Origin of the sequence: Natrinema salinisoli, from assembly GCF_020405205.1 — an archaeon.
Lineage (GTDB): Archaea > Halobacteriota > Halobacteria > Halobacteriales > Natrialbaceae > Natrinema > Natrinema salinisoli.
The window spans coordinates 2571289-2596239 of sequence record NZ_CP084469.1; the positions used below are offsets into that span (position 1 = coordinate 2571289).

25 protein-coding genes are annotated in these 24951 nt (G+C 65.2%); 12 read left to right on the top strand and 13 right to left on the bottom strand.

Annotation, left to right across the window (positions count from 1 at the left end; genetic code table 11):
* Positions 1-217: 217 nt before the first annotated feature.
* Together LDB05_RS12750 and LDB05_RS12755 are read left to right on the top strand one after the other, a co-directional pair.
* Positions 218-1288 carry an alkaline phosphatase family protein gene (locus LDB05_RS12750; RefSeq protein ID WP_226004372.1) on the top strand — a complete coding sequence of 357 codons (1071 nt, stop codon included), beginning with the start codon at positions 218-220 and terminating at the stop codon, positions 1286-1288.
* On the top strand, positions 1285-2013 hold the full coding sequence (locus LDB05_RS12755) for a class I SAM-dependent methyltransferase (protein WP_226004373.1): 729 nt from the start codon (positions 1285-1287) through the stop codon (positions 2011-2013). Before LDB05_RS12750 ends, LDB05_RS12755 begins: the two co-directional genes overlap by 4 nt.
* On the opposite strand, the gene LDB05_RS12760 is transcribed toward LDB05_RS12755, so the two are convergent.
* A complete protein-coding gene (locus tag LDB05_RS12760; RefSeq protein WP_226004374.1) occupies positions 2010-2471 on the bottom strand; it encodes a PadR family transcriptional regulator in 462 nt (153 codons plus the stop codon). The two genes, LDB05_RS12755 and LDB05_RS12760, sit on opposite strands and share 4 nt — an antisense overlap.
* A gap of 818 nt (positions 2472-3289) precedes the next feature.
* Between LDB05_RS12760 and LDB05_RS12770 the strand changes: the two genes are divergently transcribed.
* Complete coding sequence (locus LDB05_RS12770; protein WP_226004376.1) at positions 3290-3550, top strand: HalOD1 output domain-containing protein; 261 nt, start codon at positions 3290-3292, stop codon at positions 3548-3550.
* Positions 3551-4325: 775 nt separating this feature from the next.
* Here LDB05_RS12770 and LDB05_RS12775 read toward each other — a convergent pair.
* The 5 genes from LDB05_RS12775 to LDB05_RS12795 all read right to left on the bottom strand — a co-directional run bounded on the left by LDB05_RS12775 (position 4326) and on the right by LDB05_RS12795 (position 9335).
* On the bottom strand, positions 4326-5381 hold the full coding sequence (locus LDB05_RS12775; protein WP_226004377.1) for a prenyltransferase: 1056 nt from the start codon (positions 5379-5381) through the stop codon (positions 4326-4328).
* On the bottom strand, positions 5378-6100 hold the full coding sequence (locus tag LDB05_RS12780) for a class I SAM-dependent methyltransferase (RefSeq protein WP_226004378.1): 723 nt from the start codon (positions 6098-6100) through the stop codon (positions 5378-5380). The genes LDB05_RS12775 and LDB05_RS12780 overlap by 4 nt, the downstream gene beginning before the upstream one ends.
* A gap of 1 nt (position 6101) precedes the next feature.
* Entirely contained in the window at positions 6102-7472 is a 1371-nt protein-coding gene (locus LDB05_RS12785) for a glycosyltransferase family 4 protein (protein WP_226004379.1), read from the bottom strand.
* Positions 7473-7727: 255 nt separating this feature from the next.
* Positions 7728-8288, bottom strand: coding sequence for an NUDIX hydrolase (locus LDB05_RS12790; RefSeq protein ID WP_226004380.1), 561 nt, complete (start codon positions 8286-8288; stop codon positions 7728-7730).
* 87 nt (positions 8289-8375) lie between these two features.
* Complete coding sequence (locus LDB05_RS12795; RefSeq protein ID WP_425498566.1) at positions 8376-9335, bottom strand: diacylglycerol/lipid kinase family protein; 960 nt, start codon at positions 9333-9335, stop codon at positions 8376-8378.
* 54 nt (positions 9336-9389) lie between these two features.
* Here LDB05_RS12795 and LDB05_RS12800 point away from each other — a divergent pair, with 54 nt between their 5' ends.
* Both LDB05_RS12800 and LDB05_RS12805 read left to right on the top strand, forming a co-directional pair.
* Positions 9390-10109, top strand: a complete 720-nt coding sequence (locus tag LDB05_RS12800) for a PHP domain-containing protein (RefSeq protein ID WP_226004381.1) — start codon at positions 9390-9392, stop codon at positions 10107-10109.
* 513 nt (positions 10110-10622) lie between these two features.
* Positions 10623-10793 carry a hypothetical protein gene (locus tag LDB05_RS12805; RefSeq protein WP_226004382.1) on the top strand — a complete coding sequence of 57 codons (171 nt, stop codon included), beginning with the start codon at positions 10623-10625 and terminating at the stop codon, positions 10791-10793.
* Positions 10794-10938: 145 nt separating this feature from the next.
* On the opposite strand, the gene LDB05_RS12810 is transcribed toward LDB05_RS12805, so the two are convergent.
* Complete coding sequence (locus tag LDB05_RS12810) at positions 10939-11217, bottom strand: hypothetical protein (RefSeq protein ID WP_226004383.1); 279 nt, start codon at positions 11215-11217, stop codon at positions 10939-10941.
* A gap of 165 nt (positions 11218-11382) precedes the next feature.
* Here LDB05_RS12810 and LDB05_RS12815 point away from each other — a divergent pair, with 165 nt between their 5' ends.
* Positions 11383-12894, top strand: coding sequence for an amidase (locus LDB05_RS12815; RefSeq protein ID WP_226004384.1), 1512 nt, complete (start codon positions 11383-11385; stop codon positions 12892-12894).
* 17 nt (positions 12895-12911) lie between these two features.
* On the opposite strand, the gene LDB05_RS12820 is transcribed toward LDB05_RS12815, so the two are convergent.
* Positions 12912-13325 carry an Lrp/AsnC family transcriptional regulator gene (locus LDB05_RS12820; protein ID WP_226004385.1) on the bottom strand — a complete coding sequence of 138 codons (414 nt, stop codon included), beginning with the start codon at positions 13323-13325 and terminating at the stop codon, positions 12912-12914.
* Between the two features lie 102 nt (positions 13326-13427).
* Between LDB05_RS12820 and carA the strand changes: the two genes are divergently transcribed.
* Positions 13428-14507 (top strand): glutamine-hydrolyzing carbamoyl-phosphate synthase small subunit, encoded by a 1080-nt coding sequence (gene carA / locus LDB05_RS12825; protein ID WP_226004386.1) that lies wholly within the window; start codon positions 13428-13430, stop codon positions 14505-14507.
* A 131-nt stretch (positions 14508-14638) separates the two neighbouring features.
* Here the strand turns inward: carA and LDB05_RS12830 are convergent, their stop codons facing one another.
* From LDB05_RS12830 to LDB05_RS12840, 3 genes are all read right to left on the bottom strand, one after another.
* Positions 14639-15583 carry an NAD(P)/FAD-dependent oxidoreductase gene (locus tag LDB05_RS12830; protein ID WP_226004387.1) on the bottom strand — a complete coding sequence of 315 codons (945 nt, stop codon included), beginning with the start codon at positions 15581-15583 and terminating at the stop codon, positions 14639-14641.
* Position 15584: 1 nt separating this feature from the next.
* Positions 15585-16760, bottom strand: a complete 1176-nt coding sequence (locus LDB05_RS12835; RefSeq protein WP_226004388.1) for an ABC transporter substrate-binding protein — start codon at positions 16758-16760, stop codon at positions 15585-15587.
* Positions 16761-16864: 104 nt separating this feature from the next.
* A complete protein-coding gene (locus tag LDB05_RS12840) occupies positions 16865-17605 on the bottom strand; it encodes an SIMPL domain-containing protein (RefSeq protein ID WP_226004389.1) in 741 nt (246 codons plus the stop codon).
* Positions 17606-17735: 130 nt separating this feature from the next.
* On the opposite strand from LDB05_RS12840, the gene cysK reads away from it, so the two are divergent.
* From cysK to LDB05_RS12855, 3 genes are all read left to right on the top strand, one after another.
* Positions 17736-18677: a cysteine synthase A gene (cysK, locus tag LDB05_RS12845; protein WP_284145776.1), complete on the top strand. Its 942-nt coding sequence runs from the start codon at positions 17736-17738 to the stop codon at positions 18675-18677.
* 134 nt (positions 18678-18811) lie between these two features.
* On the top strand, positions 18812-19141 hold the full coding sequence (locus LDB05_RS12850) for a DUF7577 domain-containing protein (RefSeq protein ID WP_226004390.1): 330 nt from the start codon (positions 18812-18814) through the stop codon (positions 19139-19141).
* A 211-nt stretch (positions 19142-19352) separates the two neighbouring features.
* Positions 19353-19667, top strand: coding sequence for a HalOD1 output domain-containing protein (locus LDB05_RS12855; RefSeq protein WP_226004391.1), 315 nt, complete (start codon positions 19353-19355; stop codon positions 19665-19667).
* Positions 19668-19782: 115 nt separating this feature from the next.
* On the opposite strand, the gene LDB05_RS12860 is transcribed toward LDB05_RS12855, so the two are convergent.
* Complete coding sequence (locus LDB05_RS12860; RefSeq protein ID WP_226004392.1) at positions 19783-20535, bottom strand: hypothetical protein; 753 nt, start codon at positions 20533-20535, stop codon at positions 19783-19785.
* A gap of 451 nt (positions 20536-20986) precedes the next feature.
* Between LDB05_RS12860 and thsB the strand changes: the two genes are divergently transcribed.
* Positions 20987-22657, top strand: a complete 1671-nt coding sequence (gene thsB / locus LDB05_RS12865) for a thermosome subunit beta (RefSeq protein ID WP_226004393.1) — start codon at positions 20987-20989, stop codon at positions 22655-22657.
* A gap of 319 nt (positions 22658-22976) precedes the next feature.
* Here the strand turns inward: thsB and lrp are convergent, their stop codons facing one another.
* Complete coding sequence (gene lrp, locus LDB05_RS12870) at positions 22977-23441, bottom strand: HTH-type transcriptional regulator Lrp (RefSeq protein ID WP_226004394.1); 465 nt, start codon at positions 23439-23441, stop codon at positions 22977-22979.
* Between the two features lie 126 nt (positions 23442-23567).
* On the opposite strand from lrp, the gene glnA reads away from it, so the two are divergent.
* Positions 23568-24923 carry a type I glutamate--ammonia ligase gene (glnA, locus tag LDB05_RS12875; protein ID WP_226004395.1) on the top strand — a complete coding sequence of 452 codons (1356 nt, stop codon included), beginning with the start codon at positions 23568-23570 and terminating at the stop codon, positions 24921-24923.
* The last annotated feature ends 28 nt before the right edge of the window (positions 24924-24951 follow it).

A 24951-nucleotide genomic window follows, 5' to 3' on the forward strand; every position in this document is an offset into this window, starting at 1 on the left:
GACCTGTTTCGTCGGTCCTCAACCAACGCTACGAACAGCTGCATAATAAGCCTTGTTACCGCATGTCATACTTGCGGTGTTCGGTCGGGGACTCCTGCGGGGCGATACGGAAACCGCGTCGGGGACGGCGCTTCGTTTCGCGTCGGTGGACAGTTCGCCCGGCGATCAAAAGCTACTAACAGAATCGCGCCCAGTAGGCTGACAGGAGCCGACGCTGATGGACTTCGCGACGATATCCGGGAAGATCGCGACCGGACGCATCGGACACGCGCTCTCACGACTCGTCCCCGCCACGTCGATCTGGGAGCGCGAGTGGGACGTCTGCTGCGTGCTCGACGGCTGCCGCCTCGATCTCATGCGCGAGGTCGCCGCGGCCGGCCACGACGCGCTTCCCGGCCCCGAGGGCGTGGACTCGCTGTGGTCGGTCGGCTCGCAGTCCGCCGAGTGGATGGACCGCACCTTCGCGCCCGAGTACCGCGAGGAGATGGCTCGGACCGCCTACGTCACCGGCAACCCCTTCTCCTCGCAGTCGTGCGAACACATCCTCATCACCTCCGACGACGTGCTCCCGCTCGAGGCCGACGACTTCGGCGTCTTCCACGAGGCCTGGCGCGAGGAGTGGGTCGACGACGACATCTCGACGATTCCGCCCGACTCGCTGACCGACGCCGCGATCGCGATCTGGCGGGCGCGGGAGGAGCTGGGCATCGACCGCGTACTCGTCCACTACATGCAACCTCACGCGCCGTTCCGGTCGCAGCCGGGGTGGTTCTTCGGCTCGGCCGACATCGAACACTGGGGGCAGTTCACCGACGGGGACGACGAGGACGAGATCGACCTCGAGGACCTCGAGCCCGCGGAACGCGAGGCGCTCGAGGCGCTGGCCGAGGCCGAAGCCAAGGAAGACGACGATACGGACTCGATGAACGACCCCTGGATCAAACTGCGGAACGGCGAGCTCGCCGCCGACGCGGTCTGGGCGGCCTACCGGGACAACCTCGAGTGGGTGCTCGACGACGTCGCGCGACTCCTCGCGAACTGCGACGGGCGGGTCGCGATGACCAGCGATCACGGCAACGCGATCGGGGAGTACGGCGTCTGGTCGCACCCGCCCGGAACGCCGGTGCCGGCGCTCCGACGGGTTCCGTGGGTCGTCCGTGAGGGGCACGATCGAGGGGCCTGCGAGCCCGCGCTTCCCGACGGGATTCGTGAGACCAGCACCGACGACGAGACCGCGACGGACGGCACCGAAATCGAATCGCGCCTCGAGGCGCTGGGGTATCGGTGACGAGTACGCTCCGGGATGCGATTTACGCCGTTCGGAAGGCCCGATTGGGGCTCGAGCGCCGCCGGCTCGATTACGGGCGGGAGACGCGCGAGCGGGCCGACCGGCTGGCCGAGGTGCTCCCGGCGTCGGCCGCCGAACTTCGAGCGTACGAGCGGGAGTATGACGACCTCGAGTGGTTCCACGAGGCCTACGCCGACCGCGTCGACGAGATTCACGAGGCCGGCGTCGCGACCGACACGACGCACTGGCGCGACGGGGTGACGCTGTACGTCGTCTGTCGCGCGCTCGAGGTCGAGACGGTCGTCGAGACCGGCGTGCTGTTCGGCTCGTTCGACGCACACATCCTCGCCGCAATGTGCGAGAACGGCGGCGGGACGCTGCACGCGGTGGATCTGCCCGGCGGACCGCCGGGGCCGTTCGAATACGGCCATCTGATCCCGGATCGCTGTCGCGGCCGGTGGGTGCTGCATCAAGGTGACGCGCGGGAGGTTTTGCCGGAACTGCTCGAGCACGTCGGTCCCGTCGATCTCTTTTTGCACGACTCGGACCACCGGCTGCCACACATGCGCTTCGAGTACGAGACTGCGCTTTCGCATTTGGAGTCCGGCGGCGTGCTCGCGAGTCACGACGTGCGGCTCTCGAGGCTGTTCGATCAGTTCACCGATGCCAACGGGCTGCAGTCGTGCGTGGTCTGCGATACGGGGATCGCGCGGCGACCGCGCTAGGACTCGTCTCGAGTCCCGGTCGCCCCATCCACCTGCTCCTCTCGAACGGCCCCCTCCTCCACCGCGTCGTCGCCCTCGGCTCGCAAGTCACGGAAGACGGCGAGCCGATCGGCCTGCCGGCAGAGCATCTCGCGCCCGGTATCGGTGAGGCGATAGGCGGGGACGCTGCTGCCGCGTTCGTCCCGCGGTATGACGAGGCCGCGACCGACGAGCGCGCGCAGGTTCGGCTCGAGTCGGGCGCGGCTCACCGTCGGATACCAGTGCTCGAGGGTCCACGCGATTCCCGAGGGGTACCCGGCGTAGCCGTCGCGCTCGCGGCGGGCGACGGCCTCGAGACAGTCGCGCTGGAAGCCGGTGAGTTCGATCCACGCGCGCCGGCCGTCTGTTGTGTGTTCGTTGGTGGGTGATTCGGCTGCTCGAGCGGGGGGTTCAAGGTCCCGCGAATCGTCGTCTGGCATGGCTTTCGGGTGGTTTACGGAAGCCACGCGGGCCGGTGTTCAGCCACCGGGTCCGCATTTTCGGGACCGATTCGGGTAGCTGTGGGTCCGTCTGGCCTCCGTTATTCTGACCAACAGTATAATGTAACTCATATTTGATGCCATACAGACTCAAATAGAGACAATATGGCACCATTCTACTGCATGCCACCTGAAGTTATGACTGGAAAGCGTGACCATCGACTGAATGCGCCCGCTGGTTTCGTGGATGACGAAGTCTGATCCCGTAATTCTCGAGGTCTTTGAGGAAGCAGGGATCGCGATCCCGCCAGCGGTTGCAGAATTCAATTTGGAAGGTATTTCGAAGTCTACGATCAGTCGACGCCTTCCAGTTTTAGTGGACCACGGGTTATTGGAACGAGTAGACGAGGAACGAGGCTACTACCGAATTACGGATCGGGGTCGTGCTTATCTCGGAGGCGAATTAGAGAGCGACGACCTTGAACCATCATAACGAACTCGTACCCACAACCCTCGGAATTCTATTTTTTGACCTTGTTAAAAATTCAGTAATTGACAGAAATTGCGTGCTGAATACAGAGGATGAGTTCAGCACGACAACTTCGTTTGATCTTATTGCGGAACAGTTTGACCAAGTCAAATCGTCGACGGTAGTAGGTTGGGACCGCGACGCCTTGTCCGAGCGTTACTCGAGCTCATCTTCGTCATCGGTGAAAATATAGAGCCCACTAATGTTGGCTGAACAATTATTCCTCATGGTTTCCCTTCGAAGGGTAGGATCAGAAATCCACCGAGCGGATCAATACTCAAGGGAGACTATGACTAAGAACGAAAATGGGAGAATTCACCGATTTGACTCCATAGCGGACGAGACACCAACAGAGGCAGTGATCCGCAGCCACGCGTCTCTTCGAGACAAGCAACCGATAGATCTCTCTCCATTAGCTGACGCGATTCCGTGTAACGCACTTAATGCGCTCGTCAATACTGGAGATGAGGTCACGGTGACGTTTACCTATGAGGGGACACAGACTACCGTCCACGGCGATGGGGAGATCGTCATTCACGAGCCGGCGTAGCTCAATCGGGGAGGTCTCGTGCGACATTCGCGCCTTGTATGCAGCGCGCTCGCAGAAACCTACCCCGTTTCTGTTAGAAGTCGCGTGCTGACTACAGAGAATAGATGCAGCAACCCGGCCTTGCTTATTCCAGCCGATTAGTACTGAATCAGCCGATCAGTAGATCTGCGAATCTAACACTGTTCCATCGACTTCGTCCAGTAATCCACACTCCCGTTGTCGAGCAATGAGAAGCGGACACCGATACAGTTCTCATCCCCGTCAACGACGTCCGTTGTATCCACTTCGAGAGTTTCGCCGTCCATCGTCGTACAAACGACGTACTGTCCTGTTCCCTCGACGGGATTATCCACGTGGATATTCGCCGTGTCAGGTCCCGTCCCTAGCTCGTATGATTCGGACAATACTGTCTCACCGTTATCTTCCACAACTACGGTAACCTCATACGGTTCATCCCGATCATTCCGTAACCAAACCCAAGCAAGTCTCGATTCCGTTGGTCCCAGAAAACCAACTCCAAGACAGCCCGCACTGGTAACCAAAGTACAAACTGAGAGGAGGGCATGCCGGCGCTTCATATCCTACTCCACAAGTCGGCGTTGACAAGTATCTTGTCTGTACTGAGCGATCTCCACTTTCGTAGATCGGTCACAATCTCGTGCCGCATTCGCGCTGTATATTCAGCACGACCGCTGAAACCTATCACCTACGGAAAGATTCAACAAAGCCATTTCTGACTGTTCCAGTACATCAGGACGTACCCGCTCGGATCAGTTCATTCAAATACCGAGTCAGTAAACAGATCCGAAGCTCCCGACAGCCCCGACAACGCATCCGCAGCCAACACCGCAGCCCCGCCGGTCCACGTCGGCCGGTCGCCCGGCCAGAACTCCTCGTCCTCGAACTGGTAGCCCGTCCAGAAGACGCCCTCGTCGTCGGTCCACTGGAAGAGCCACTCGTAGATCTCGCGCGCCCGTTCGCGCTCCCCCACCGCGGCCAGCGAGAGCACGAGCTCGCAGGACTCGGCGACGGTCACCCACGGCTCGTCCGCGACGCAGCGACAGCCCAGCCCCGCCTCGAGGTACCGATCGAACCCGGCCTCGAGCCGCTGTCGGCCCGGCTCGCCGGTCACGACCCCACAGAGGACGGGATAGAACCAGTCCATCGCGTAGCGGGATTTGCTCTCCCACGTCCGGTCGAACCGGTCGGGTCGCTCGCGGATCGCCGCGCCGAGGTCGGCGCGGGCCTCGAGCCAGCGCTCACGCTCGGCCTCGTGGCCGAGTTCGGCCGCGATCGCCGCGCCGCAGGCCAGGCTCTTGTAGAGCGAGGCGCAGCCGGCGACCAGCGCGTCCTCGTAGACCTCGCCGTCCGCGCCGACGGCCCAGTAGATCTCGCCGGTCGGGGCCTGCCGGGCGCACGCGAACGCGAGGGCGTCGCGAACGGTCGGCCAGAGGGACTCGAGGAACTGCCGATCGCCGGTACAGCGGTAGTGGTGCCAGACGCCGACGGCGACGTAGGCGCTGCGGTGGGTCTCCTTGCGCGGCTCGTCGCCGGCGTGGGCCCCGTCGTCCTCGTCCGTATTGCCGTAGGTGGCCCACAGCCCGCCGTCGTCGTGCTGGGCCTCGGCGATCCAGTCGTAGGCGCGGCGGGCGGCCTCGTCCCGGCCCGCGACGGACAGCCCCATCGCGCTTTCGACGTGATCCCAGGGGTCGGCCGGCCCGTCGGGATACCACGGGATGAGCCCGTCCGAGCGCTGCACGCGCTCGATGTAGTCGACCGCGGGCTCGAGCCCCCAGTCGGCCAGCGACCGTCCCGACGACACGTTGCTCACGCTCGCCCCTCCAGTTCGAAGTAGTAGACGACGCTCTTGCCGACCACCGGGTCCAGCGCCCGCTCGAGCAGTCGGACGGGTCGCGGCGATTCCAGCACGTCCCACTCGAGGAACCGATCGTAGGCCCGCAGCGGGAGCGGGGCCTCCCCCCGCTCGTCGCGGTCCCACCAGAGGCACTTCAGCCACCAGTAGGGCGCGTGCAGGGCGTGGGCGAAGTGGCCGTCGACCCGCCGGAATCCGCGCTGCTCGATGGCGGCCTGTAACTCCTCGCGGTCGAAGATACGGACGTGTCCGCCCTCGACTTCGTGGTACTCCTCGGAGAGCGCCCAACAGATCCGTTCGGGGCCGGCTCGAGGCACGCTCACCGCGAGCGAGCCGCCGGGCGCACAGACCCGCCGGAGCTCGTCGATGGCCGACTCGTAGTCGGGCAGGTGCTCGAGGACCTCGGTACAGCAGACGACGTCGAACGCGCCGTCCTCGAAGGGGAGTCGCAACGCGTCCCCCGAGCAGAAGGTTACCGGGACGTCCGACTCCGGCGCGATGTACTCCTCGTGGTCCTCCCGGGCTGCAATCAGGTTCTCCCGCCCCAGATCGAGCCCGACGACCTCCGCGACGTTCTCGAGGGCGGCGGCGTGGACGTGGCGGCCCTCGCCGCAGCCGACGTCCAGAACGCGCATGTCCGGAGTCAGCGTCAGCCGGTCGAAATCGATCGTCTCCATCTCAGCCCTCCCCTTCGTGCGCTTCGATAGCGCTCTGGTAGGTTTCGACCGTCTCGCGGGCGGCCCGTTCCCAGTCGAACTCCTCTACGATGCGGTTTCGCCCCTGGTCACCGAGTCGGCGGCGTCGGTCCTCGTCCTCGAGCAGGTCGCGAACCGCCTCGGCCAGCGCATCGGAATCGCCCGGCTCGACGAGGACGCCCGCGCCGCCGACGACTTCGGGAAGTCCGCCGCCGGTGGTGGCGACCACCGGAACGCCGCAGGCGAGTGCCTCGCCGGCGGGCAGCCCGAACCCTTCGTACAGCGACGGGACGACCGCCACGTCGGCGGTGCCGTAGAGTTCGACCATTCGCTCGTAGCTGATCTCGCTGTGGGTCTCGATCGCGTCCGCGATGCCCAGCTTCGAGATCAACCGGTCGCACTCGCCGCCCTCGTCGAACTCGCCGACGACGACCAGCTCGGCGTCGATCTCCTCCCGGACGGCCGCGAAGGCCTCGAGCAGGTGGCGAGCACCCTTCAGCGGGACGTCGGCGCTGACGGTCGTCATCACGCGCGGGCGGTCGGTAGGTCGCTCGACGGGTTCGAACAGGTCCGTGTCGATCCCGTTGTGGACGACGCGGATCGACTCCGGATCGGCCCCGAAGTCGGTGACGGTGCGGTGCTTGGCCGACTCGGAAACGGTCAGGATGTGGGGGAGGTCCCGGACGACCTCGCGTTGCATCCGGAGGAATCGGTACCACCGGCGGATCAACAGTCGCTCCCCCCGGCCGTCGGCCGCGGCGAGCGCGGCATCGCGGTCGACCGTGATCGGATGGTGGACGGTCGCCACGACCGGGTGGCCCCGCTCGCGGAGGGTTCGGAGCCCGTGACAGAGCGACTGGTTGTCGTGGACGATGTCGTACTCGGGCTGGTGTTCCTCGAAGTAGTCGACGACCTGCCGGCCGAAGACGTAGGGGTCCGGAAAGCCACCGGTGAGGGCGCTCAGCCACTCGTAGAGCGCGAGCGGGTCCCGGAGGTAGGACGGCTCGAACTGACCTAGCCGGTCGAGCTCGTCGACGATGTTCTCGCCCGGCAGCTTCACCAGTCCGACGTCGTCGTCGAGCTCTGGGTAGGGCTTCCCCGAGATCACGTCGACGGAGTGGCCGAGATCGGTCAGGGCACGGCTCAGATACTTCACGTAGACGCCCTGTCCCCCCGAATACGGGTTCGATCGATAACTCAAGAGACAGACGTCGAGCGGCCCGTCGGGGAGCGGCTGGGCCTCCGCCGACGGCTCGGACTCCGCCGTGGCCCCCGTGGCGGTCGAGCCCCCTGCCGACGCGGACGAGGTGATCACGCTCCCCCGGAGAAGACGTCTGAGCGTACCAGTGACCATCGCAGTCTATCCTGCATGTGTGAGCACTGCCTCATAAACCTCCCGTTCGTGTACTGTTGTTAGATACTGTTCGGTCTCGAGAGGCGATCAGGATCGGCATCGGGTTCGAGACCATAAGTCACCGTCTCAGCACCCGAAAGCACGTTTCGGACGGAATTCGGGTCGACACGCCGGACGTCGGTTCCGTACTGTCTCGTCGGACGTGGTGTCGGCAAAAATATATTTCGGTGTCGGTTGCCCCGTTCGCGTCGCCCGCTATCGGACGTCCCGCCGCATGGCGATCTCGAACCACGGGCAGAGTCGGAGCTGGCGGTACCACTCCGGATTGGCGTGGAGTCGCTCGTAGGGAACCCACATCAGCCCGGCGACCTCCTCCTCGTTGGGATCGAGGCTACGATCCGTTAGCGTCAGCTGCAGGACGGCACAGACCTCGTGTTCGACGCCCGCGTTCTCGAAGTAGCGCTTGTACTCGAAGCGGTCGGTCACTTCCAGATCGTCGTACTGGTCGGGCGTGATCCCGAGTTCCTCCTCGACTCGCTGGCGGGTCGCTTCCTTCTGGCTCTGCCCCTCGACGGGGTGGGAGGCGACGGTGCCGTCCCAGAAGGTCCCCCAGAGGCGCTTATCGGGGGCTCGCTGGGCGAGCAGCACGTTCCCCTCGCCGTCGAAGACGAGGGAGGTGAAGGCTCGATGACGGATCCCGTCGCCAGTGTGGGCCTCGAGTCGATTGACCAGTTCGAGTTCGTTGTCGTCGGCGTCGACGGCGATTACGTCCTGTCCGGCGTTCTCGTGTTGGAGGTCCTCCTCCGGCGTGCTCATACCACCACAATTACCGTGACTGTTGAAACCAGTATCGTCTCGTCCCGACCGTTTCGAATCGATACTGACGACGGGCTGACGGCGGGGCTACTGGTCCGCGGGCGTCTCGAGGGGCCACAGCTCCCCGCCGTCCGGGTCCGGTCGATAGTCCTCGCCGACCGCGATTTCGAGGGCGTTCGGGGTCGTCTCGAGATGCAGGGCCTCGGTATCGAGCATCTCGCCGTCCAGACTGTACTCGACCGATTCCTCGCGACTCTCGATCGTGAGCGATGGGGTCCGTCGGCGGACGATGTGCGTGCTCTCCTGCCCGAACAGCCCCTCGAGCGCCGCGCCACCGACCAGGTTCGCGGTCGCAGCGTCCTCGACGATCGTGACCTCGAGCAGGCCGTCCTCGACGTGGGCCTGTGCGGTCCGCGCGCCGGTGAACCGCCGACAGTTCCCGATGAGGACGAACAGCGCCTCGCCCTCCCAGGCCCGCGCCCGCTCGCCGTTCGGACGCGGGGCCGTCTCCACCCGCAACGGGAGCGAGTCGAACTCGCCGAAGATCTCGACGGTGTTCTTCACGTACGCGAGCACGCCCAGCTCCGCCTTGCTCTCCGTGGTCGTCTCGCTGCTCGCCTCGGCGGTGACGCCGCCCACGCAGGAGTTGACGAACACCCGACCGTTCGCCGTGCCGATATCGATCCGCCGTCGGCGTCCGTCTTCGATTACCGTAAACGCGTGCTCGAGTCCCTGAACCCCGATATTCGTCGCGAAATTATTTCCCGTGCCCGCGGGGACGACGGCGAGGGCCGTCGTCTCGAGCGCGTCGGCCGCTGCCACGCCGTTGACGACGGCGTTGAGCGTGCCGTCGCCGCCGGCCGCGGCGACGAGGTCGGCGTCGGGTGCGGCTTCACGGGCAAGCCGCTTCGCGTCGCCGTCTTCCTCGGTCTTTCGAATCTCGAAATCGTGGTCGGCCGCGAGCGCGGCGACGTCGTCGACGTGATCCCCGCTGCCGCTGACGGGATTGAGGACGAGAACGCGATCGCTCGCCTCGGGGGAAGACATACTACAGCCCATGCCGGCCGCATCCAAAAGGGTCTGGCCGGCGTTTGCCCCGGTATGTACCGGGTCGACCTCCACGCGCACACGCGATTCTTCCACGGCCGGCGCTCGCTCGGCGACCGGTACGATCCGCTGGGCGTCCGGCTGCTCGCAGCGATGGCCGAGCGGCGAAACCTCGACGGTGTCGCGACGACCAACCACGATTACTACACGGCGTTCGATCCGTCCCCCGACGTCGCGACGCTGCCGGGGATCGAGATCACGACCGACCGTGGCCACGTCCTCGTCGTCGGCCCCGATCCTCCGGCGGCGACCAAACCCGGCGCGCTCTCCCCCGAAGAGGCGGTCGCGCTGGCACACGACCGCGACTGCGCCGCCATCGTCGCCCACCCATTTCGGAACAGTACGGTGCGGGAACTCGAGGACATCCCCTTCGACGCCATCGAAGTCAACGGCAAACACCCACGCTCCCAGCCCCTCGTCGAGGAGTTGGCGAAGCAACGGGGTCTGCCGCTAACCGGCGGGAGCGACGCCCACTACCCCTTCGAGGTCGGCCGAGCGTACACGGTCGTCGAAGCAGACCGGCTCACGCCCGAGTCGATCGTCGACGCGATCCGGGACGGCCGAGTGAGCGCACGGGTCGCCCGATCGGGGCCCGACCGCCTGCTCCGTCGGGCCTACCGAGCGATCCACGAGCGCAAGCAGGTGATCGACGCGATCGAACGGCCGACCCCCGGCGTGGGCAAACCGCCGGGCGAGGAGAAAGAGACTGATTGAGGGATCGATAACGTTTCAGCCGACTGGTGAACCGCTCTGCGGTGGCGCGCGCTATCGATCGCGTCCGAGATAACGAGGACGCGATCGACGTCACTGCGCGAGGGATGAGCGAGGGAACGGAGTGACCGAGCGAATCGGCTGGGGAGGGCGTGGCGATTCCATGTTGCCAGCGTGAGCAGGACGCTCACCGTTTTAATCGCCACTTCTCGAGTGAACCCAGTCTCAGTAGCCCCACTCTCTATTCGTAAACTCCACCAGTTCTATTCCTCACCATTAGCAGTAGATATAAATTACAATGAGTCAATAGTTAGACCGGAAGCCGGTCTCCCGAGGGGGCGTCATCGAAACGTCCCGGGTGCTGAGCCCACCCGAGACTTGGCTTCTACCCGAAGGCGAAGCCATGGTTGCATACATTCTACCGGGATATAAACGTCCCGCACGACAGCCGAATCGCCAGCCACAACGACCCTCGAGCCCGATCCCTCGGCCACGAGTACCTACAGGTGATCACCGATGAACATCGACCTCGAGCCCACCGACGACAATTCCTCCCCGTTCCGGGACTGCCCCCACTGCGGCGACCCCGTCCTCTTCGCCGTCGTCACCGGCCCCACCACCGGCACCGTCGAACCCTGCGGCTGTTCCCTGCCGCCGGAGCCCTTCGAGGACAGTAGCGGAAACTAGCCGGGCTCGAGCCCCCGGCGGCCAGCCGGCCGCTCGAGGCGCGTTCGGAACCACCACTGGGAGAGGGGGGTCGCTGGAGTATCTCGAGCGGTCGGTTCGTAAACGGGGGCTCGAGCGCGTGATTCGATTCTGATATCGACCCCGTTCACCCGCCGGGTCGCCTGAACGTGTAGCTCACGTCGTCTCCCTCGAGCGTGACCGATCCCGCGTCGTGATCCACGACGAGCTCGACCGCCCCTCGGTGCTCGAAGTCGTGGAGCGGCATCCCCGTGCTGACGCGGCCGTCCTGCGAAACCTCGAGCCGTGCCGAGCCGAAGTCGAGCCGAATCCGATCGTCGCCGGTCGTCACGGCTCCGCTCTCTCCGAATTGGCGCAGTTCGTCGCTCGCCGCGTCCCAGTCGCTAAGTTTGATCCGGTTTGCCATCGGTTCATAGACGACGGTCGCGACCTAATACCGCCGGGCGACAGATTCAGGGCCCTGGTTCGGAACTATAGTAGTCGTTGACAGTCATTGAATTCCCGCTCGAGTGCGAGCGGTGAGTAAATCGTTTCAACGACTACTATACCCTGTACGGCTTCACCACATTCCATGTCACCATCGCCCACAGACTCGTTCGATCTCCTCGAGGCGACCGTCGCCGACATCCGCGCGGCCATGGCGGACGAGCGCGTCACCGCCGAAGCGCTCGTCGACCGCTATCTGGCGCGGATCGACGCCTACGACGACGATCTGAACGCGATCCTGACGATCAACGACGACGCTCGCCGGCGCGCTCGCCGGCTCGATGAACGCTTCGAGAGCGACGGGTTCGTCGGCCCGCTCCACGGGGTGCCGATCGTCATCAAGGATAACCACGACACCCGCGATATGCCGACCACGGCGGGGTCGGTCGCACTCGCGGAGTCGACGCCGTCACGGGACGCGTTCGTCGTCGAGCAGCTCCGCGACGCCGGGTGTATCGTCGTCGCGAAGGCGAACCTCCAGGAGCTGTCGTTCGGCGTCGACACGATCAGCTCGCTCGGCGGCGCGACGCGGAACGCCTACGACCTCGAGCGGCGGCCGTCGGGCTCCAGCGGCGGCACTGCGGCGGCCGTTGCGGCGAATCTCGCCGCCGTCGGAACGGGAAGCGACACCTGCTCGTCCGTCCGGTCGCCGCCCGCGTTCAACGACCTCGTCGGCGTCCGCCCCACCAGAGGGCTGGTGAGCCGGACGGGCATCGTCCCGCTGAGCGAGACTCAGGACACGCCGGGTCCCATCGCCCGGACCGTCGCGGACGCCGCGCGGCTGCTCGAGGTCATGGCCGGCTACGACCCGGCGGACCCGGTCACGGCCAGGGGCGCAGACCAGGTCCCCGCGGACGGGTACGTTTCCCACCTGGACGACGACGGACTCGAGGGTGCACGCATCGGCATCGCCCGGCAGTTCTTCGGCCTCCGGAACGAGGCGAACGGGTCCGAGGCCGACGCCGAGGCGATCACGACGGTCATCGAGGACGCCATCGAGGAGATGGAAGCGGCCGGCGCGACGATCGTCGATCCCGTCGAGGTCGTCGACCTCGACCGCCTCGCGAGCGCTCGCGTGCTCCAGTACGAGTTCGCGCGGGACTTCGACGCGTACCTGGCGGAACTCGGGGACGCGACGCCCTACGACTCGCTGGCCGAAATCGTCGAGACGGGAACGATCGCGCCGTCGATCGACTCCCGAATAGAAGCCGCCGGCATCTTCGACGTCGATACCGGGTCGCTGGACGAGAATCTGGGGTATCTCCGGCGACTCGAGCGGCGAGAGCGGCTCAGGGAGACGACGCTCTCGAAACTTGTCGAGCACGACCTCGACGCCGTGTTGTATCCGCCGTCGAGGGTTCCACCGGTCGAGATTCCCGACCACCAGCCGTTCGAAGAGATGAATTGCGAACTGTCCGCGCACACGGGGCTGCCGTCGATCGTCGTCCCGGCCGGCTTCACGGGCGACGGGCTACCGGTCGGTCTCGAGCTGCTCGGCGGGGCGTTCGCCGAACCCCGGCTGTTCGAGCTGGCGTCCGCCTTCGAGCGAACGACCGACAATCGGCGGCCGCCGGACCGGTTCGGGGAACTCGACTGATCCGTTCGCCGCTCGTCCTAGCCGAGTTCTTCGTCCAGAATCAGTCGCGTCTTCGTGCTCACGACCTCCTCCTGATCGCGAGCTTTCGTGATGAGATCGTTGACCCCGCGCGTGTCCGCGGCGTCGACCACCAGCACGATATCCTGCTCGCCGGAGACCATCCAGACGAAGTCGATCTCGTCCCACTCGGCCATCCGTTCGGAGACCTCCTTGGTGTCGACGTCGACCGCGACGCTGATCTCGAGCATCGCCTGGACGTTCCCCGTGCGAGTCGAAATCGTGAAGCGTTCGATGACGTCGTCGTCCATCATGCGCTCGACGCGGTTGCGGACGGTCCCCTCGCTCGTCCCCACCTCGTCGGCGATCTCGGTGTACGGCGTCCGGGCGTCTCGCCGGAGGATATCGAGGATCTGTCGGTCCAGTTCGTCCATGGAGATGCGTACCTACGTCGAACCCCCATTTACCGATTACGAAAATCGTAACTGAGCTTCGAAGACAACACTTATGACGGTCCATCCGATACGTAGTTCGTAATGACGGAAGCCTACGTCGCACTGGAAGGCGGCCACGTGATCGAGGGTCGTGGTCGTGCCTCGGGAACCGCCCGCGGCGAGATCGTATTCACAACGGCCTATACGGGCTACGAAGAGAGTCTGACTGACCCCTCTTACGAGGAACAGATCCTGACCTTTTCCTACCCGCTGATCGGCAACTACGGCGTCCGCGAGGAACGGTTCGAGGACGACCGCGTCCACCCCCGCGGCGTCGTCGCGCGGGAACTCACCGAGGACGTCGTCGAGTGGCTCGAAAGTGAAGGCGTCCCGGCCGTCGACCACCTCGACACGCGCGAGATCGTCACCGACATCCGCGACGGCGGCGCCATGAAGTGTGGCATCGCCGTCGGCGAGGACGTCACCGAGGAGGACGCGCTGGCCGAGCTCGAACAGTGCAAGGCCATGAGCGACCACACGGACATCGGCGCACAGGTCAGCGTCGACGAACCGGTCGTCCACGGCGAAGACAACGACGGCGAAACCGTCGCTCTGATCGACTGCGGCGCGAAGGGCTCGATCATCAGCTCGCTGCTCGAGCGGAACGCGACCGTCCACGTGTTCCCCTACGACGCCGACGTCGCCGACGTCGAGGCCGTCGACCCGGACCTGCTCTTCATCTCGAACGGTCCCGGCGACCCGGTCAACTTCGACGGCGCGATCGCGCTCGTCGAGGCGTTCGTCGAGGACACGCCGGTCGCCGGCATCTGTCTCGGACAGCAGATCGTCGCCGAGGCGCTCGGTGGCACCACCGAGAAGATGACCTTCGGCCACCGCGGCGTCAACCAGCCCGTCCTCGACCTCGAGTCCAACCAGGTCGTCATGACCACGCAGAACCACGGCTACACCGTCGCCGAACCCGGTGAGCACCTCGAGGTCACCCAGATCAACGTCAACGACGACACGCCCGAAGGGATCGACGGCATCGAGTACGACGTCATTACGCGCCAGTACCACCCCGAAGCGAACCCCGGTCCCCACGACACCCTCGACTTCTTCGACGACGTGCTCGCCATGGCTTCCGGGCGAGCGGACACGCAGGCGGTTCCCGCCGACGACTAACGGCTATCTGACCGCGATTTTGCGTTCGAGCTTTCACCGTATTTCCGCCTCGTAGTGGCGACTCTCACACGTTCCCGATTCGGGGACGGCTCGAGAAACTGAGTCGATCGACGCTCGCTGTGGCGTCGCGGTCACTCGTCGCTCGCGCTGGCTCGATCGAGACCGCAGCCGTATTCCCGAATCGACTCGTCGTCGACGGCCTCGAGCAGGATTTCGTCGTCGATCGCCGCCGCGAGCCGTCGCTGGCCGCGTTCGGCGCGACGATCCGCGGTTTCGGGATCGACGTAGGTCTTCTCGCGGTCGGCCGCGTAGGCCTCGGCGAGCCGCCGGATCTCGCTACGCTCGTAGTCGTCGGGGGCCTCGACATCGAAGAGTTCGACCCAGCGTTCGGGATCGGCCCACTCATCCCGTCGATCGGCGGCGTCGCGTCGCCAGTCGTAGCGGTCCGCGAAGCGGCCCCAGTATCCGTCCTTCCGGCGCAGATCTCGGAACAGTGCCCGGGCAGCCGTTGCCCCATGGCCGGCCGCGATGATGGCCTGATCACCGCAGCCGGCGAGCGGGCCGGCGACGTAGAGCCCGTCGATCGGGGTCCGGCCGTCGTCGGCCGGATAGTCGCGATCGAACCGTTCTGCCGTCTCGCCGTCCTGTTCCTCGACGGTGAACAGCGCGTCGTCGTCGAGTCCGCGGAGGTACGCGCCGTCGTACTTCGTCGCGGCGATCACGAACCGGGCCGTCACGGGGTCGCCGTCCTGTGGCTCGAGTCGAAAGCCGCCGTCCGCGAGCGACGTGACCGATTCCACGAGATCCTCGCGGATTCGACACCCTGCCGCTGCCGCGTGATCGCGTGCCAGCTCGAGGAACGTTTCGACGTCGATCCCGCAGGGGAAGCCGAGGTAGTTCTCGAGGGACGCACACCGCCGTAAGGAGGACGGTCCCCGATCGAAGAGCAGCGTCTCCAGATCGCCTCGAGCGGTGAAGACGCCGGCGGCACAACCGGCCGGACCGCCGCCGACGACGGCGACGTCGGTATCGAACCCTCGAGCGTCGTCGCCCACCTGTTCGGCGTCGGTATCCATCTCAGACCCCGTCGGTGATGATTCGCGCCAGGCGCTGGCGGTCGAACAGCCGTTCGTCGGCCGGGATCTCGGGATAGGACTCGCCCGAGTCGTAGCCCGGCCACGCGCCGAAGCGCTCGGGGTAGAGCTGTTTGGCCGTCATCTCGAGCTGGAAGAGGTTCATGATCGGTCCCTGATAGCGCATCCCGCTGGCGACGACGCGGTCGTTCCGTACCGCCGTCAACTCGCTGCCGGCGGGATCGGACTCCATCCGTCTTCGGACGTTCTCGATAGCGTACTGCGGCGTGATCCCCCAGAGGTGGAGGATGACGTCCGGATCGGCATCGAGCATCGTTTCGTAGCTGATCTCGCCCCAGTCGCCCGACCACTCCATGTCGGCGAGGGCGTCGCGAGCCCCGAGCGGCCGCGTCTCCGCCTGCCAGAAGCCGGGCGTGTTGAGGTGATAGGCGTAGAACACCCCGTCTCCCAGCGTGACCCTCGCGACCGTCGGCCGATCGCTCTCGGGCGGGAGGTTCGACTCGATGTGGTCCCGCGTCTCGTCGTAGAGTTCGGCGAGCGCCTCGTAGCGGCCTTGCTCCTGGAAGACGGCCGCGACCTTTTCGAAGAGTTCCCAGAGGGTGTAGTACTCGTAACTGTCCGCGTAGGCCGGTGCCGGGTCGCTGTGAACGCCGCTGTGGAAGTTACCGAGCCACGGGCCGATCGTCTCGGCGATCTCCGAGACATCGGACGCGGTCCAGTCGTCGTCGGTCTTCACCACGTACGACGGATCGAGGAAGTGAACGTCGCTGTCGACGGCGTACAACTGTTCCTCGCTGAGTCCGCCGTCGAGGGGGTTCTGAAGTCCTTCCCACTCGAAGGAGACGCCCTCGAGTCGGTCGTAGAAGGCGTTCATCGTCGAGCCGGACATATCGGGTGCGAAGAGCGTCTCGACCGCGTCACCGTGGCCGAGCGCGACCGCCATGTCCGCGTACTGCGGGAAGGTGACGAACGCGCTTTCGGGAACGGCGTCGAACTCGACGTCGCCCATCGGGGCCATCGATACCGTGTACGAATCGGATCCGGTCTCGGAGCGACCGTCGCTTTCGCTGACGCAGCCGGCCAGCGCCGCGCTCCCGGCCGCGATTCCCGTCGCGACGAACGATCGGCGACTCCGGCTCGCGTTTCCTGTCGCTTGCATGGTTTTTAGGCCACCCTAATAATTAAAAAGCCGTTCGATTTTAGGGCAGCCAAAATCACCGGGCGGCGAGTCACCGTCGGAGTCACTTCGCTCGGACGGGGTCGTTATTCCGAGAACGCGTAGGTGACCGTGACGCTCGCAGTCACGCTGACGGGATCCGCGTCGATCTCGGTCGGCGGCGCTGCCTCCGCCGCCGCGTCGCCGCTGGCAGCGGTTTCGAGCCGAACCGGATGGACCTGAACGTCACCGGTCGTGACTGCCGTCGTTCCCGCGAGGTCGACCTCGCGGTTGTCCGCGATGTGGCTCGCTTCGTCGTCGGCGTTCGCCAGCGCGGCGTCGATCGCGTCCTTCCGGAGGGCGGAGCGGGTCTCCTCCTGTAGCGTGAAGTTCACGCGGCCGACGTCGTCGGCACCGGCCTCGATCGACGCGTCGATGACCTCGCCGACGCGGTCGACATCGGTGACCGTCACCTCGAACGAGTGCGATCCCTCGAACCCCTCCGCGTCCCGCCCGTGTACTGGATGGACACGGAACCGACCCTCCTCGACGTTCTCCTCGGGGATGCCGAGGTCGTCGAACGCCTCGCGGAGTCGGTCGGCTCCCGTCGCCAACTCGTCCGTTACGGCGTCGGCGCTCTCGCCGGTCGCCTGCACACCGACGCTGACGACCGCCCGGTCCGGGTCGGCGTCGACCTCGCCGCTGGCGCTGACCGTGATCTCGCCGCCACCCGCGCTCGTGTTCGCTTCAGTTTCGGGGTCAGTACTGCTGAGTGCGTTTTCCGCACAGCCGGCCATCGTCGCCGCCAGGCCGACACTCGAGGCCGCGAGGAACTGTCGTCGATCCATACCTGATAGCCCACCGCGAGCGGAAAAAAGCCCCACCCAAGCTCAAACGGCCGTTTGAGCCTCAGATTGCTGCGAGAGCCGAATCGATTCGGGAGAACTGGTAGTTCGATCGCTCCGCGTGTACGAACTGATGGACGGAACTGTCGAACCCGCGGCCGATATCGACGCCGCCGAGAGCGTCGACGAACTGATCGGCGAGACGCCCCTGCTCCGACTGGACGCCTTCGCCGACAACTGCTACGGGAAGCTCGAGTCGCACAACCCCTACTCGGTCAAAGACCGGATCGCGCGGGCGATTCTGGACGCCGCCGAGCGAGACGGCGCGCTCGAGCCGGGCGGAACGGTGGTCGAATCGACCAGCGGCAACACGGGGATCGGGCTGGCGGCCGTCTCCGCCGCACGCGGGTACGACTGCGTGTTGACGATGCCGTCCTCGATGTCGACCGAGCGCCGGCAACTCCTGGAAGCGCTGGGGGCCGACCTCGAGCTCACCCCCGCCGAGGACGGAATGACGGGCGCGAACGAACGCGCCGCGGAGATCGCCGCCGACCGCGAGAACGCGATCCTGGCGCGTCAGTTCGAGAACGAAGCCAACCCCGCGGCACACCGCGAGACGACGGGGCCGGAGATCTGGGCGGCCACCGACGGCGCGGTCGACGCGGTCGTCGCGGGCGTCGGTACCGGCGGCACGATCACCGGGATCTCGGAGTACGTGAAAGAAGAGCAGGGGAAGACCGCGTTCACGTCGGTCGCGGTCGAGCCCGCCGAGTCGCCCACCCTCTCGGAGCTCAGCTCCGACGGACACGACATTCAGGGGATCGGCCCCGGGTTCGTCCCCGATATCCTCCGGACCGAGCTCGTCGACGAAACCCGTTCCGTCGAGGCGTCCGAAGCGAAAGACGCCGCTCGAAAACTGGGCCGCAGCGAAGGGGTGCTGGTCGGCATCTCGGCGGGGGCGGCACTGGCTGCCGGTGCCGACTACGCGGCCGACCACCCGGACGAACTGACCGTCGTCGTCCTCCCGGACACCGGCGAGCGATACCTCTCGACGGATCTCTACGATTTCGAATAGCGCGAGATCGCCTGACTCGACTGCGGCCGCCGCTGCCCCGAATTCCAACCACGAGGATAGTTCCGATCGGCCTGACTCTCTCCATCGTGGGAATCGGGGAATATCCAAGTGCCTCGAGAACGTATGACACGATGATGGAGCTCTGGGGCTGGCTCGTCGGCTACATCGCGCTGTTCGCCCTGCTCCACCTGTTACTGTACTACCTGTACGCTCGGCGCGACGACGGAGACGGCGACCGAACGCCGTCGTTCGCCGACCCGAATCGGGCGAGTATGCGGTCCTCGCCCGGCCCGGATCGCTACCCCCGCGGTGGCGACGACATCCGCGACGCCGACCAGGCCGACGTCGACCGCGAACTCGAGTTCACTGGGGAGACTGTCCGCTGTCCGCACTGCGGCGCGCGAAACGAGGCCGACCAGACGTTCACGTACTGCTGGAACTGTATCTCCGGGTTGCGGCAGTGACGGCTCCTCGAGCGGACCGGGAGCGAACCGGAAGCCGCTGCGATCGCACGCGCCGAGCGTCACAGTGGAATTGCCGTGTTCGTAATTCGTTCCATTCTCCGTGATATTCTTCGATCCCGATCGGTATATTCACTCGATCCGAGTAGTATTGGCAGTAATCAACGATTACGCTTTTGGTCTTCAAATAGAGAGTGGAAAGGGACGACCTGCTATGAACGGATACGCACCCCCCGCTTCGCAGTCCCCCTCTCCACCCCTGTATCGGGCCACCCACGATCCGGAGGGACCGGCGACGCTCAGTACGACCGTGATCCACGCGCTGGCCGACTGCATGGGCGTCGACGTGACCGACAGCCGCATCTCGCTGTACGACACCGTCGATCCGGACGCCCTGAATTCACTCTTCCGACCGCGACACGACGGGACGCCTCGAGCCGGCGGGACGCTCTCGTTCGTCGTCGGCGGTCACCACGTGACCGTCCGGGGCGACGGCGAGATCCTGATCCAACCACCGGCGCGCCGCTAGACGAACGACTAACGTCCTTCATACGCCGATCGGAGAACTGTCTGCGATCGGATCCACGCCGATTTCCGGTGATTCCGATCGCTGCCGGCCGGTCCGTCCTCGAGACTCCCGACCGTTACGCCGAGAGTTCCGTCTCGAGGCGGTCGATGTGATCGACGCCCACCACCGCGACGACGTCGCCCGGATCCGACCGAACCGCCTCGAGTCGCTCGACCATACAGTGCTCGCGCGTGTCGTCTCTGTAGGCCAACGCGGAGCCGTCCGTATCGACGCTCCCGAGCAGCGCCTGGACGCCGGCGACGTGCGAGCGCTCGTGGGCGGCCTGTCGCTCCGGCGGATCCTCCGGATCGCAGTCGTACTCGACCCGATCGCCGGGAACGACGGTCATCGAGGTCGCGTGGGTCAGCGTCGCGGCGACCCGACAGGCGAGCGCTTCGCGAGTCGCCCCGCTGACGCTCGAGATGACGCGTCTGGCCGTTGCGGGCGAGACGCGGTCCGCGACCAGTCGCGTCACGAGCCGCCGGAGGAAGGACAGGTTCGGCGCGTCGATACCGACGTGGTCGGCGTCGGGTGCGGCGCGGATCGCCGCGCTCATCTCGCCGCCGAAGCGCGGCGACGTCGCGTCGTCCGAGTCTCTCTTTCGGGCGTACACGCGATACAGCGGGAGCGCGACGGCCGGCAACTCGAGCGCGAGCGTCTCCGGCTCGACGCGCTCGAGGACGCGTTCGACGCGCGCGATGCTCGCGGGATGGTCGTGGACGACGCCGACGAGCACGAGGTCGCCGGCCGGTGCGGAGAGCCGCCGGCAGAACTGCGGCGTAATGCGGGGGTCGTCGAACGATTCGGCGAGGGACGGGGACTCGTCCATTGCTCGAGTGGTAATACGTGACTACCGGCATAACCCTTCTGTTGTCTTCACTCGGGACCGAGTCAGGACTCGTCGCGGTCGGTCGAAATCGGCTCGGGGATCGTTTCACGCCGACAAATCACTCGTTTCCGAGTTGACTACGGTCGGCGGATTCGGTCGTCGTGTCCCGTCTCGATCGTCCCCTCCCGAACGGAACCGCCGAGTATCGGACCGGCCGTACCCGGCGGGTTCGAAAGCACCGAGTCACCTGTTCCCATCCCACATTAATATAAAAGCACCGTATCGACAACCGACTGGGAACGAGTGACGATCGAATTCGGTCGACGCAGTCCGTCACGATCACCGCGCACTATGGCGTTTTCCGTCTCTTTCTCTGGCATCACACCGCGCCCGTGATCGGAAGCGATTGGGAAACGTTTATGTAGAATCACAATCAATCAATCGACCGACTATGAGTCAGCGAATGCAGCAGGGGCAGCCGATGATCGTAATGAGCGAGGACTCCCAGCGCGTCAAGGACAAGGACGCGCAGGATTACAACATCAGCGCCGCCCGTGCGGTCGCTGAAGCCGTCCAGTCGACGCTCGGTCCGAAGGGCATGGACAAGATGCTCGTCGACTCCATGGGATCGGTGACGATCACCAACGACGGCGTCACCATCCTCAAGGAGATGGACATCGACAATCCGACGGCCGAGATGATCATCGAGGTCGCCGAAACCCAGGAAGACGAAGCTGGTGACGGCACCACGACGGCCGTCGCGATCGCCGGCGAACTCCTCAAGAACGCCGAGGACCTCCTCGAGCAGGACATCCACCCGACGGCGATCATCAAGGGCTTCCACCTCGCCAGCGAGCAGGCCCGCGAGGAGATCGACGACATCGCGACCGACATCGACACCAGCGACGAAGCGCTCCTCCGGAAGACCGCCGAGACCTCGATGACCGGCAAGGGCACCGAGGTCAACAAGGAGCACCTCGCCCAGCTGATCGTCGAGGCCATCCGGCAGGTCACCGTCGAGGACGAGAACGGCGACAACGTCGTCGACCTCGAGTTCCTCAACATCGAAACCCAGACCGGCCGCAGCGCCGGCGAATCCGAGCTCCTCGAGGGCGGCATCATCGACAAGGACCCGGTCCACGACAACATGCCCCGCTCGGCGGAGGACGCCGACATCCTGCTGCTGAACGAGGCCATCGAGGTCGAGGAGGCCGACGTCGACACCGAAGTCTCCGTCACCGACCCCGACCAGCTCCAGCAGTTCCTCGACCGCGAGGAGAAACAGCTCCGCGAGAAGGTCGACCACATCGTCGACCTCGGCGCTGACGTCGTCTTCTGTCAGAAGGGCATCGACGACCTCGCACAGCACTACCTCGCCAAGGAGGGTATCCTCGCCGTCCGCCGCGCCAAGAAGTCCGACCTCGAGTTCCTCCAGGAGGTCGTCGGCGCGTCGATCGTCTCCGACCTCGAGAGCGCGACCGCCGAGGACCTCGGCTTCGGTGACGTCACCCGCGACGAGGCTGACGAACTGTTCTACGTCGAGGGCGAGGACGCCCACGGCGTCACTCTCCTGCTCCGCGGCTCGACCGACCACGTCGTCGACGAACTCGAGCGCGGCGTCAACGACGCGCTCGACGTCGTCGCACAGACCGTCTCCGACGGCCGCGTCCTCGCGGGCGGCGGTGCGATCGAGGTCGAACTCGCCTCGCGACTCCGTGACTTCGCCGACTCCGTCTCCGGTCGCGAGCAGCTCGCCGTCGAAGCCTTCGCCGACTCGCTCGAGCTCGTCCCGCGCGTCCTCGCCGGCAACGCGGGCCTCGACTCGATCGACACGCTGGTCGACCTGCGTGCGGCCCACGACGACGGCCAGATCACGGCCGGCCTGAACGTCTTCTCGGGCGACGTCGAGGACACGTTCGAGGCAGGCGTCGTCGAACCCGCACACGCCAAGGAGCAGGCGGTCACCTCCGCTGCCGAAGCGGCCAACCTCGTGCTCAAAATCGACGACATCATCTCCGCCGGCGACCTGTCGACCGACAAGGGCGACGACGAGGCCGGCGGCCCCGGTGGTGCCCCCGGCGGCATGGGCGGCATGGGCGGCGGCATGGGCGGCATGATGTAAAACGAAATTTTACTCTACGGGCGCGGCAAGCCGCGCCCTCGGTAAAATTTCGATCAAAAGCACTCCTCGCTCCCGACGGTCGCTCGTCGGCCCGAGCGCGGCTTCGCCGCGCTCGGTGAACGGCGTCGCTCGGGTTCTTCGAACCGCTCGCTCGCCGATAATAGGCCGAGATACGGACGATTTTTTAGCTGTTTTCGATCGACGTAACGACGATCCACTCGTATATTCGCTGGTAGTTGCTGGTGTTGATGAAAATCGGCGTCTGTTCGACAGCAATGTCGTTATTTGGCGACAGCCTCCTTCGAAACGGATCGGCCAGTTACGCGTTCTCGTCGACTTCGAGTTCGAACTGTTCGTTCTCGCTGACGGCGTTGAGGACGACGCTCGTGTTCGAGGCTTTGATGTCGGGGTCGGTCAGCAGCTGTTTGATCTGTTCGTTCATGCCGTCGGTGTCTTCGAACTTGCCGATGGCGATCACGTCGTAGTCGCCGGTGACCTCGTAGACGCTGGTCATCTGGCGGTGGTCGCGCAGCGTGTCGGTGACGTCCGGGAGGGCGTTCCCCTCGACCTGGAGTTGGATAACCGCGGTCACGTCGTAGCCGACTGCATCGTAATCGACTTTCGGCGTATAGCCGTCGATCACGCCCTGTTCCTCGAGATCCGAGAGGTGATTGGAGACGGTCGTCACCGAGACGTCGAGGTCCTCGGCGAGGCTGCGGAGGCTCGCTCGCCCGTCGCCGAGAAGTGCATTCACTAGTTTTGCGTCGAGATTTTCGTACGTCATCACATATACCCACTCGTTGATCGCTTTAGAAGTTTACGAATATACAGTTTGGTCGGAGAGAGCGAAGATTTGCTCGGAACAGCAGTGTTTTAGTAGGCTGGTTCCGAGAATACGACGACGAGAAAGATGACAAGCGGCAACCTTACTGACACCGAACAGGCGGTATTGGACGAGATCGAGGAGAAGGACGTCGACTTCCTCCGACTGCAGTTTACCGACATTCTGGGTACGGTCAAGAACGTCTCCGTGCCGGCTCGGCAGGCCGAGAAGGCCTTCGCGGAAGGGATCTACTTCGACGGTTCTTCTATCGAAGGCTTCGTTCGCATTCAGGAGTCGGACATGCGGCTCAAGCCCGATCCCGACACCTTCGCGATCCTCCCGTGGCGCCAGAAGGAGGAGAGCGTTTCCGCCCGCATGATCTGTGACGTCTACGATACCTCGACGGGCGAACCCTTCGAAGGCGATCCGCGCCGCGTTCTCAAGAACGCGCTGGACCGCGCCCACGAGATGGGCTATACGGTCAACGCCGCGCCCGAGCCGGAGTTCTTCCTCTTCGAAGAAGACGAGGACGGCCGCGCGACGACGAAGACCAACGACGCCGGCGGCTACTTCGACCTCGCGCCGAAAGACCTCGCCAGCGACGTCCGCCGCGACATCATCTACGGCCTCGAGAGCATGGGCTTCGAGGTCGAGGCGAGCCACCACGAGGTCGCGCAGGGCCAACACGAGATCAACTTCGAGTACGACGACGCCCTGACGACGGCCGACAACGTCGGGACATTCCGGACCGTCGTTCGTGCAATCGCCGCCCAGCACGATCTCCACGCGACGTTCATGCCCAAACCGATCCCGCGAATCAACGGCTCGGGCATGCACACGCACCTCTCGCTGTTCACCGAGGACGGCGAGAACGCGTTCCACGACGAGGACGACGAGTTCAACCTGAGCGAGGAGGCCCACGCCTTCACCGCCGGGATCCTCGAGCACGCGCCGGCGATCACGGCGATCGCGAACCCGACGGTCAACAGCTACAAGCGACTCGTGCCCGGCTACGAAGCGCCGGTCTACGTCGCCTGGTCCGACCGCAACCGCTCGGCCCTGATCCGCAAACCGGCGGCTCGCGTTCCGGCCGCCTCGCGCGTCGAACTGCGCTCGCCGGACCCGTCCTGTAATCCCTACCTCGCCCTCGCCGTCATGATCCACGCGGGTCTCGACGGGATCGAGAAGGACCTGGACTGCCCGGACCCGGTCCGGGAGAACATCTACGACTTCGACGAGCAGAAGCGCGAGGAGTACGGCATCGACACGCTGCCGTCGAACCTCGGCGAGGCCGTCGACGCCCTCGAGGAGGACGAGGCGATCTACGACGCGCTCGGCGACCACGTCAGCGCCAAGTTCGTCGAGGCCAAGCGCCAGGAATACAAGGACTACCTCGTCGACGTCTCCGACTGGGAACTCGACCGCTACCTCGAGACGTTCTGAGGAAACCCGCCGCCAAGCTCAGGTCGGT

What these genes read in the sequence shown, in the direction of transcription:
- LDB05_RS12860 (WP_226004392.1), bottom strand. Translation starts at nt 20,535, where the DNA reads ATGGACGAGTCCCCGTCCCTCGCCGAATCGTTCGACGACCCCCGCATT.
- cysK (WP_284145776.1), top strand. Translation starts at nt 17,736, where the DNA reads ATGGACGGAACTGTCGAACCCGCGGCCGATATCGACGCCGCCGAGAGC.
- LDB05_RS12800 (WP_226004381.1), top strand. Translation starts at nt 9,390, where the DNA reads ATGTACCGGGTCGACCTCCACGCGCACACGCGATTCTTCCACGGCCGG.
- LDB05_RS12835 (WP_226004388.1), bottom strand. Translation starts at nt 16,760, where the DNA reads ATGCAAGCGACAGGAAACGCGAGCCGGAGTCGCCGATCGTTCGTCGCG.
- thsB (WP_226004393.1), top strand. Translation starts at nt 20,987, where the DNA reads ATGAGTCAGCGAATGCAGCAGGGGCAGCCGATGATCGTAATGAGCGAG.
- LDB05_RS12750 (WP_226004372.1), top strand. Translation starts at nt 218, where the DNA reads ATGGACTTCGCGACGATATCCGGGAAGATCGCGACCGGACGCATCGGA.
- LDB05_RS12780 (WP_226004378.1), bottom strand. Translation starts at nt 6,100, where the DNA reads ATGGAGACGATCGATTTCGACCGGCTGACGCTGACTCCGGACATGCGC.
- lrp (WP_226004394.1), bottom strand. Translation starts at nt 23,441, where the DNA reads ATGACGTACGAAAATCTCGACGCAAAACTAGTGAATGCACTTCTCGGC.
- LDB05_RS12820 (WP_226004385.1), bottom strand. Translation starts at nt 13,325, where the DNA reads ATGGACGAACTGGACCGACAGATCCTCGATATCCTCCGGCGAGACGCC.
- LDB05_RS12770 (WP_226004376.1), top strand. Translation starts at nt 3,290, where the DNA reads ATGACTAAGAACGAAAATGGGAGAATTCACCGATTTGACTCCATAGCG.
- LDB05_RS12785 (WP_226004379.1), bottom strand. Translation starts at nt 7,472, where the DNA reads ATGGTCACTGGTACGCTCAGACGTCTTCTCCGGGGGAGCGTGATCACC.
- LDB05_RS12790 (WP_226004380.1), bottom strand. Translation starts at nt 8,288, where the DNA reads ATGAGCACGCCGGAGGAGGACCTCCAACACGAGAACGCCGGACAGGAC.
- LDB05_RS12795 (WP_425498566.1), bottom strand. Translation starts at nt 9,335, where the DNA reads ATGTCTTCCCCCGAGGCGAGCGATCGCGTTCTCGTCCTCAATCCCGTC.
- LDB05_RS12855 (WP_226004391.1), top strand. Translation starts at nt 19,353, where the DNA reads ATGAACGGATACGCACCCCCCGCTTCGCAGTCCCCCTCTCCACCCCTG.
- LDB05_RS12850 (WP_226004390.1), top strand. Translation starts at nt 18,812, where the DNA reads ATGGAGCTCTGGGGCTGGCTCGTCGGCTACATCGCGCTGTTCGCCCTG.
- LDB05_RS12815 (WP_226004384.1), top strand. Translation starts at nt 11,383, where the DNA reads ATGTCACCATCGCCCACAGACTCGTTCGATCTCCTCGAGGCGACCGTC.
- LDB05_RS12830 (WP_226004387.1), bottom strand. Translation starts at nt 15,583, where the DNA reads ATGGATACCGACGCCGAACAGGTGGGCGACGACGCTCGAGGGTTCGAT.
- carA (WP_226004386.1), top strand. Translation starts at nt 13,428, where the DNA reads ATGACGGAAGCCTACGTCGCACTGGAAGGCGGCCACGTGATCGAGGGT.
- glnA (WP_226004395.1), top strand. Translation starts at nt 23,568, where the DNA reads ATGACAAGCGGCAACCTTACTGACACCGAACAGGCGGTATTGGACGAG.
- LDB05_RS12805 (WP_226004382.1), top strand. Translation starts at nt 10,623, where the DNA reads ATGAACATCGACCTCGAGCCCACCGACGACAATTCCTCCCCGTTCCGG.
- LDB05_RS12810 (WP_226004383.1), bottom strand. Translation starts at nt 11,217, where the DNA reads ATGGCAAACCGGATCAAACTTAGCGACTGGGACGCGGCGAGCGACGAA.
- LDB05_RS12840 (WP_226004389.1), bottom strand. Translation starts at nt 17,605, where the DNA reads ATGGATCGACGACAGTTCCTCGCGGCCTCGAGTGTCGGCCTGGCGGCG.
- LDB05_RS12760 (WP_226004374.1), bottom strand. Translation starts at nt 2,471, where the DNA reads ATGCCAGACGACGATTCGCGGGACCTTGAACCCCCCGCTCGAGCAGCC.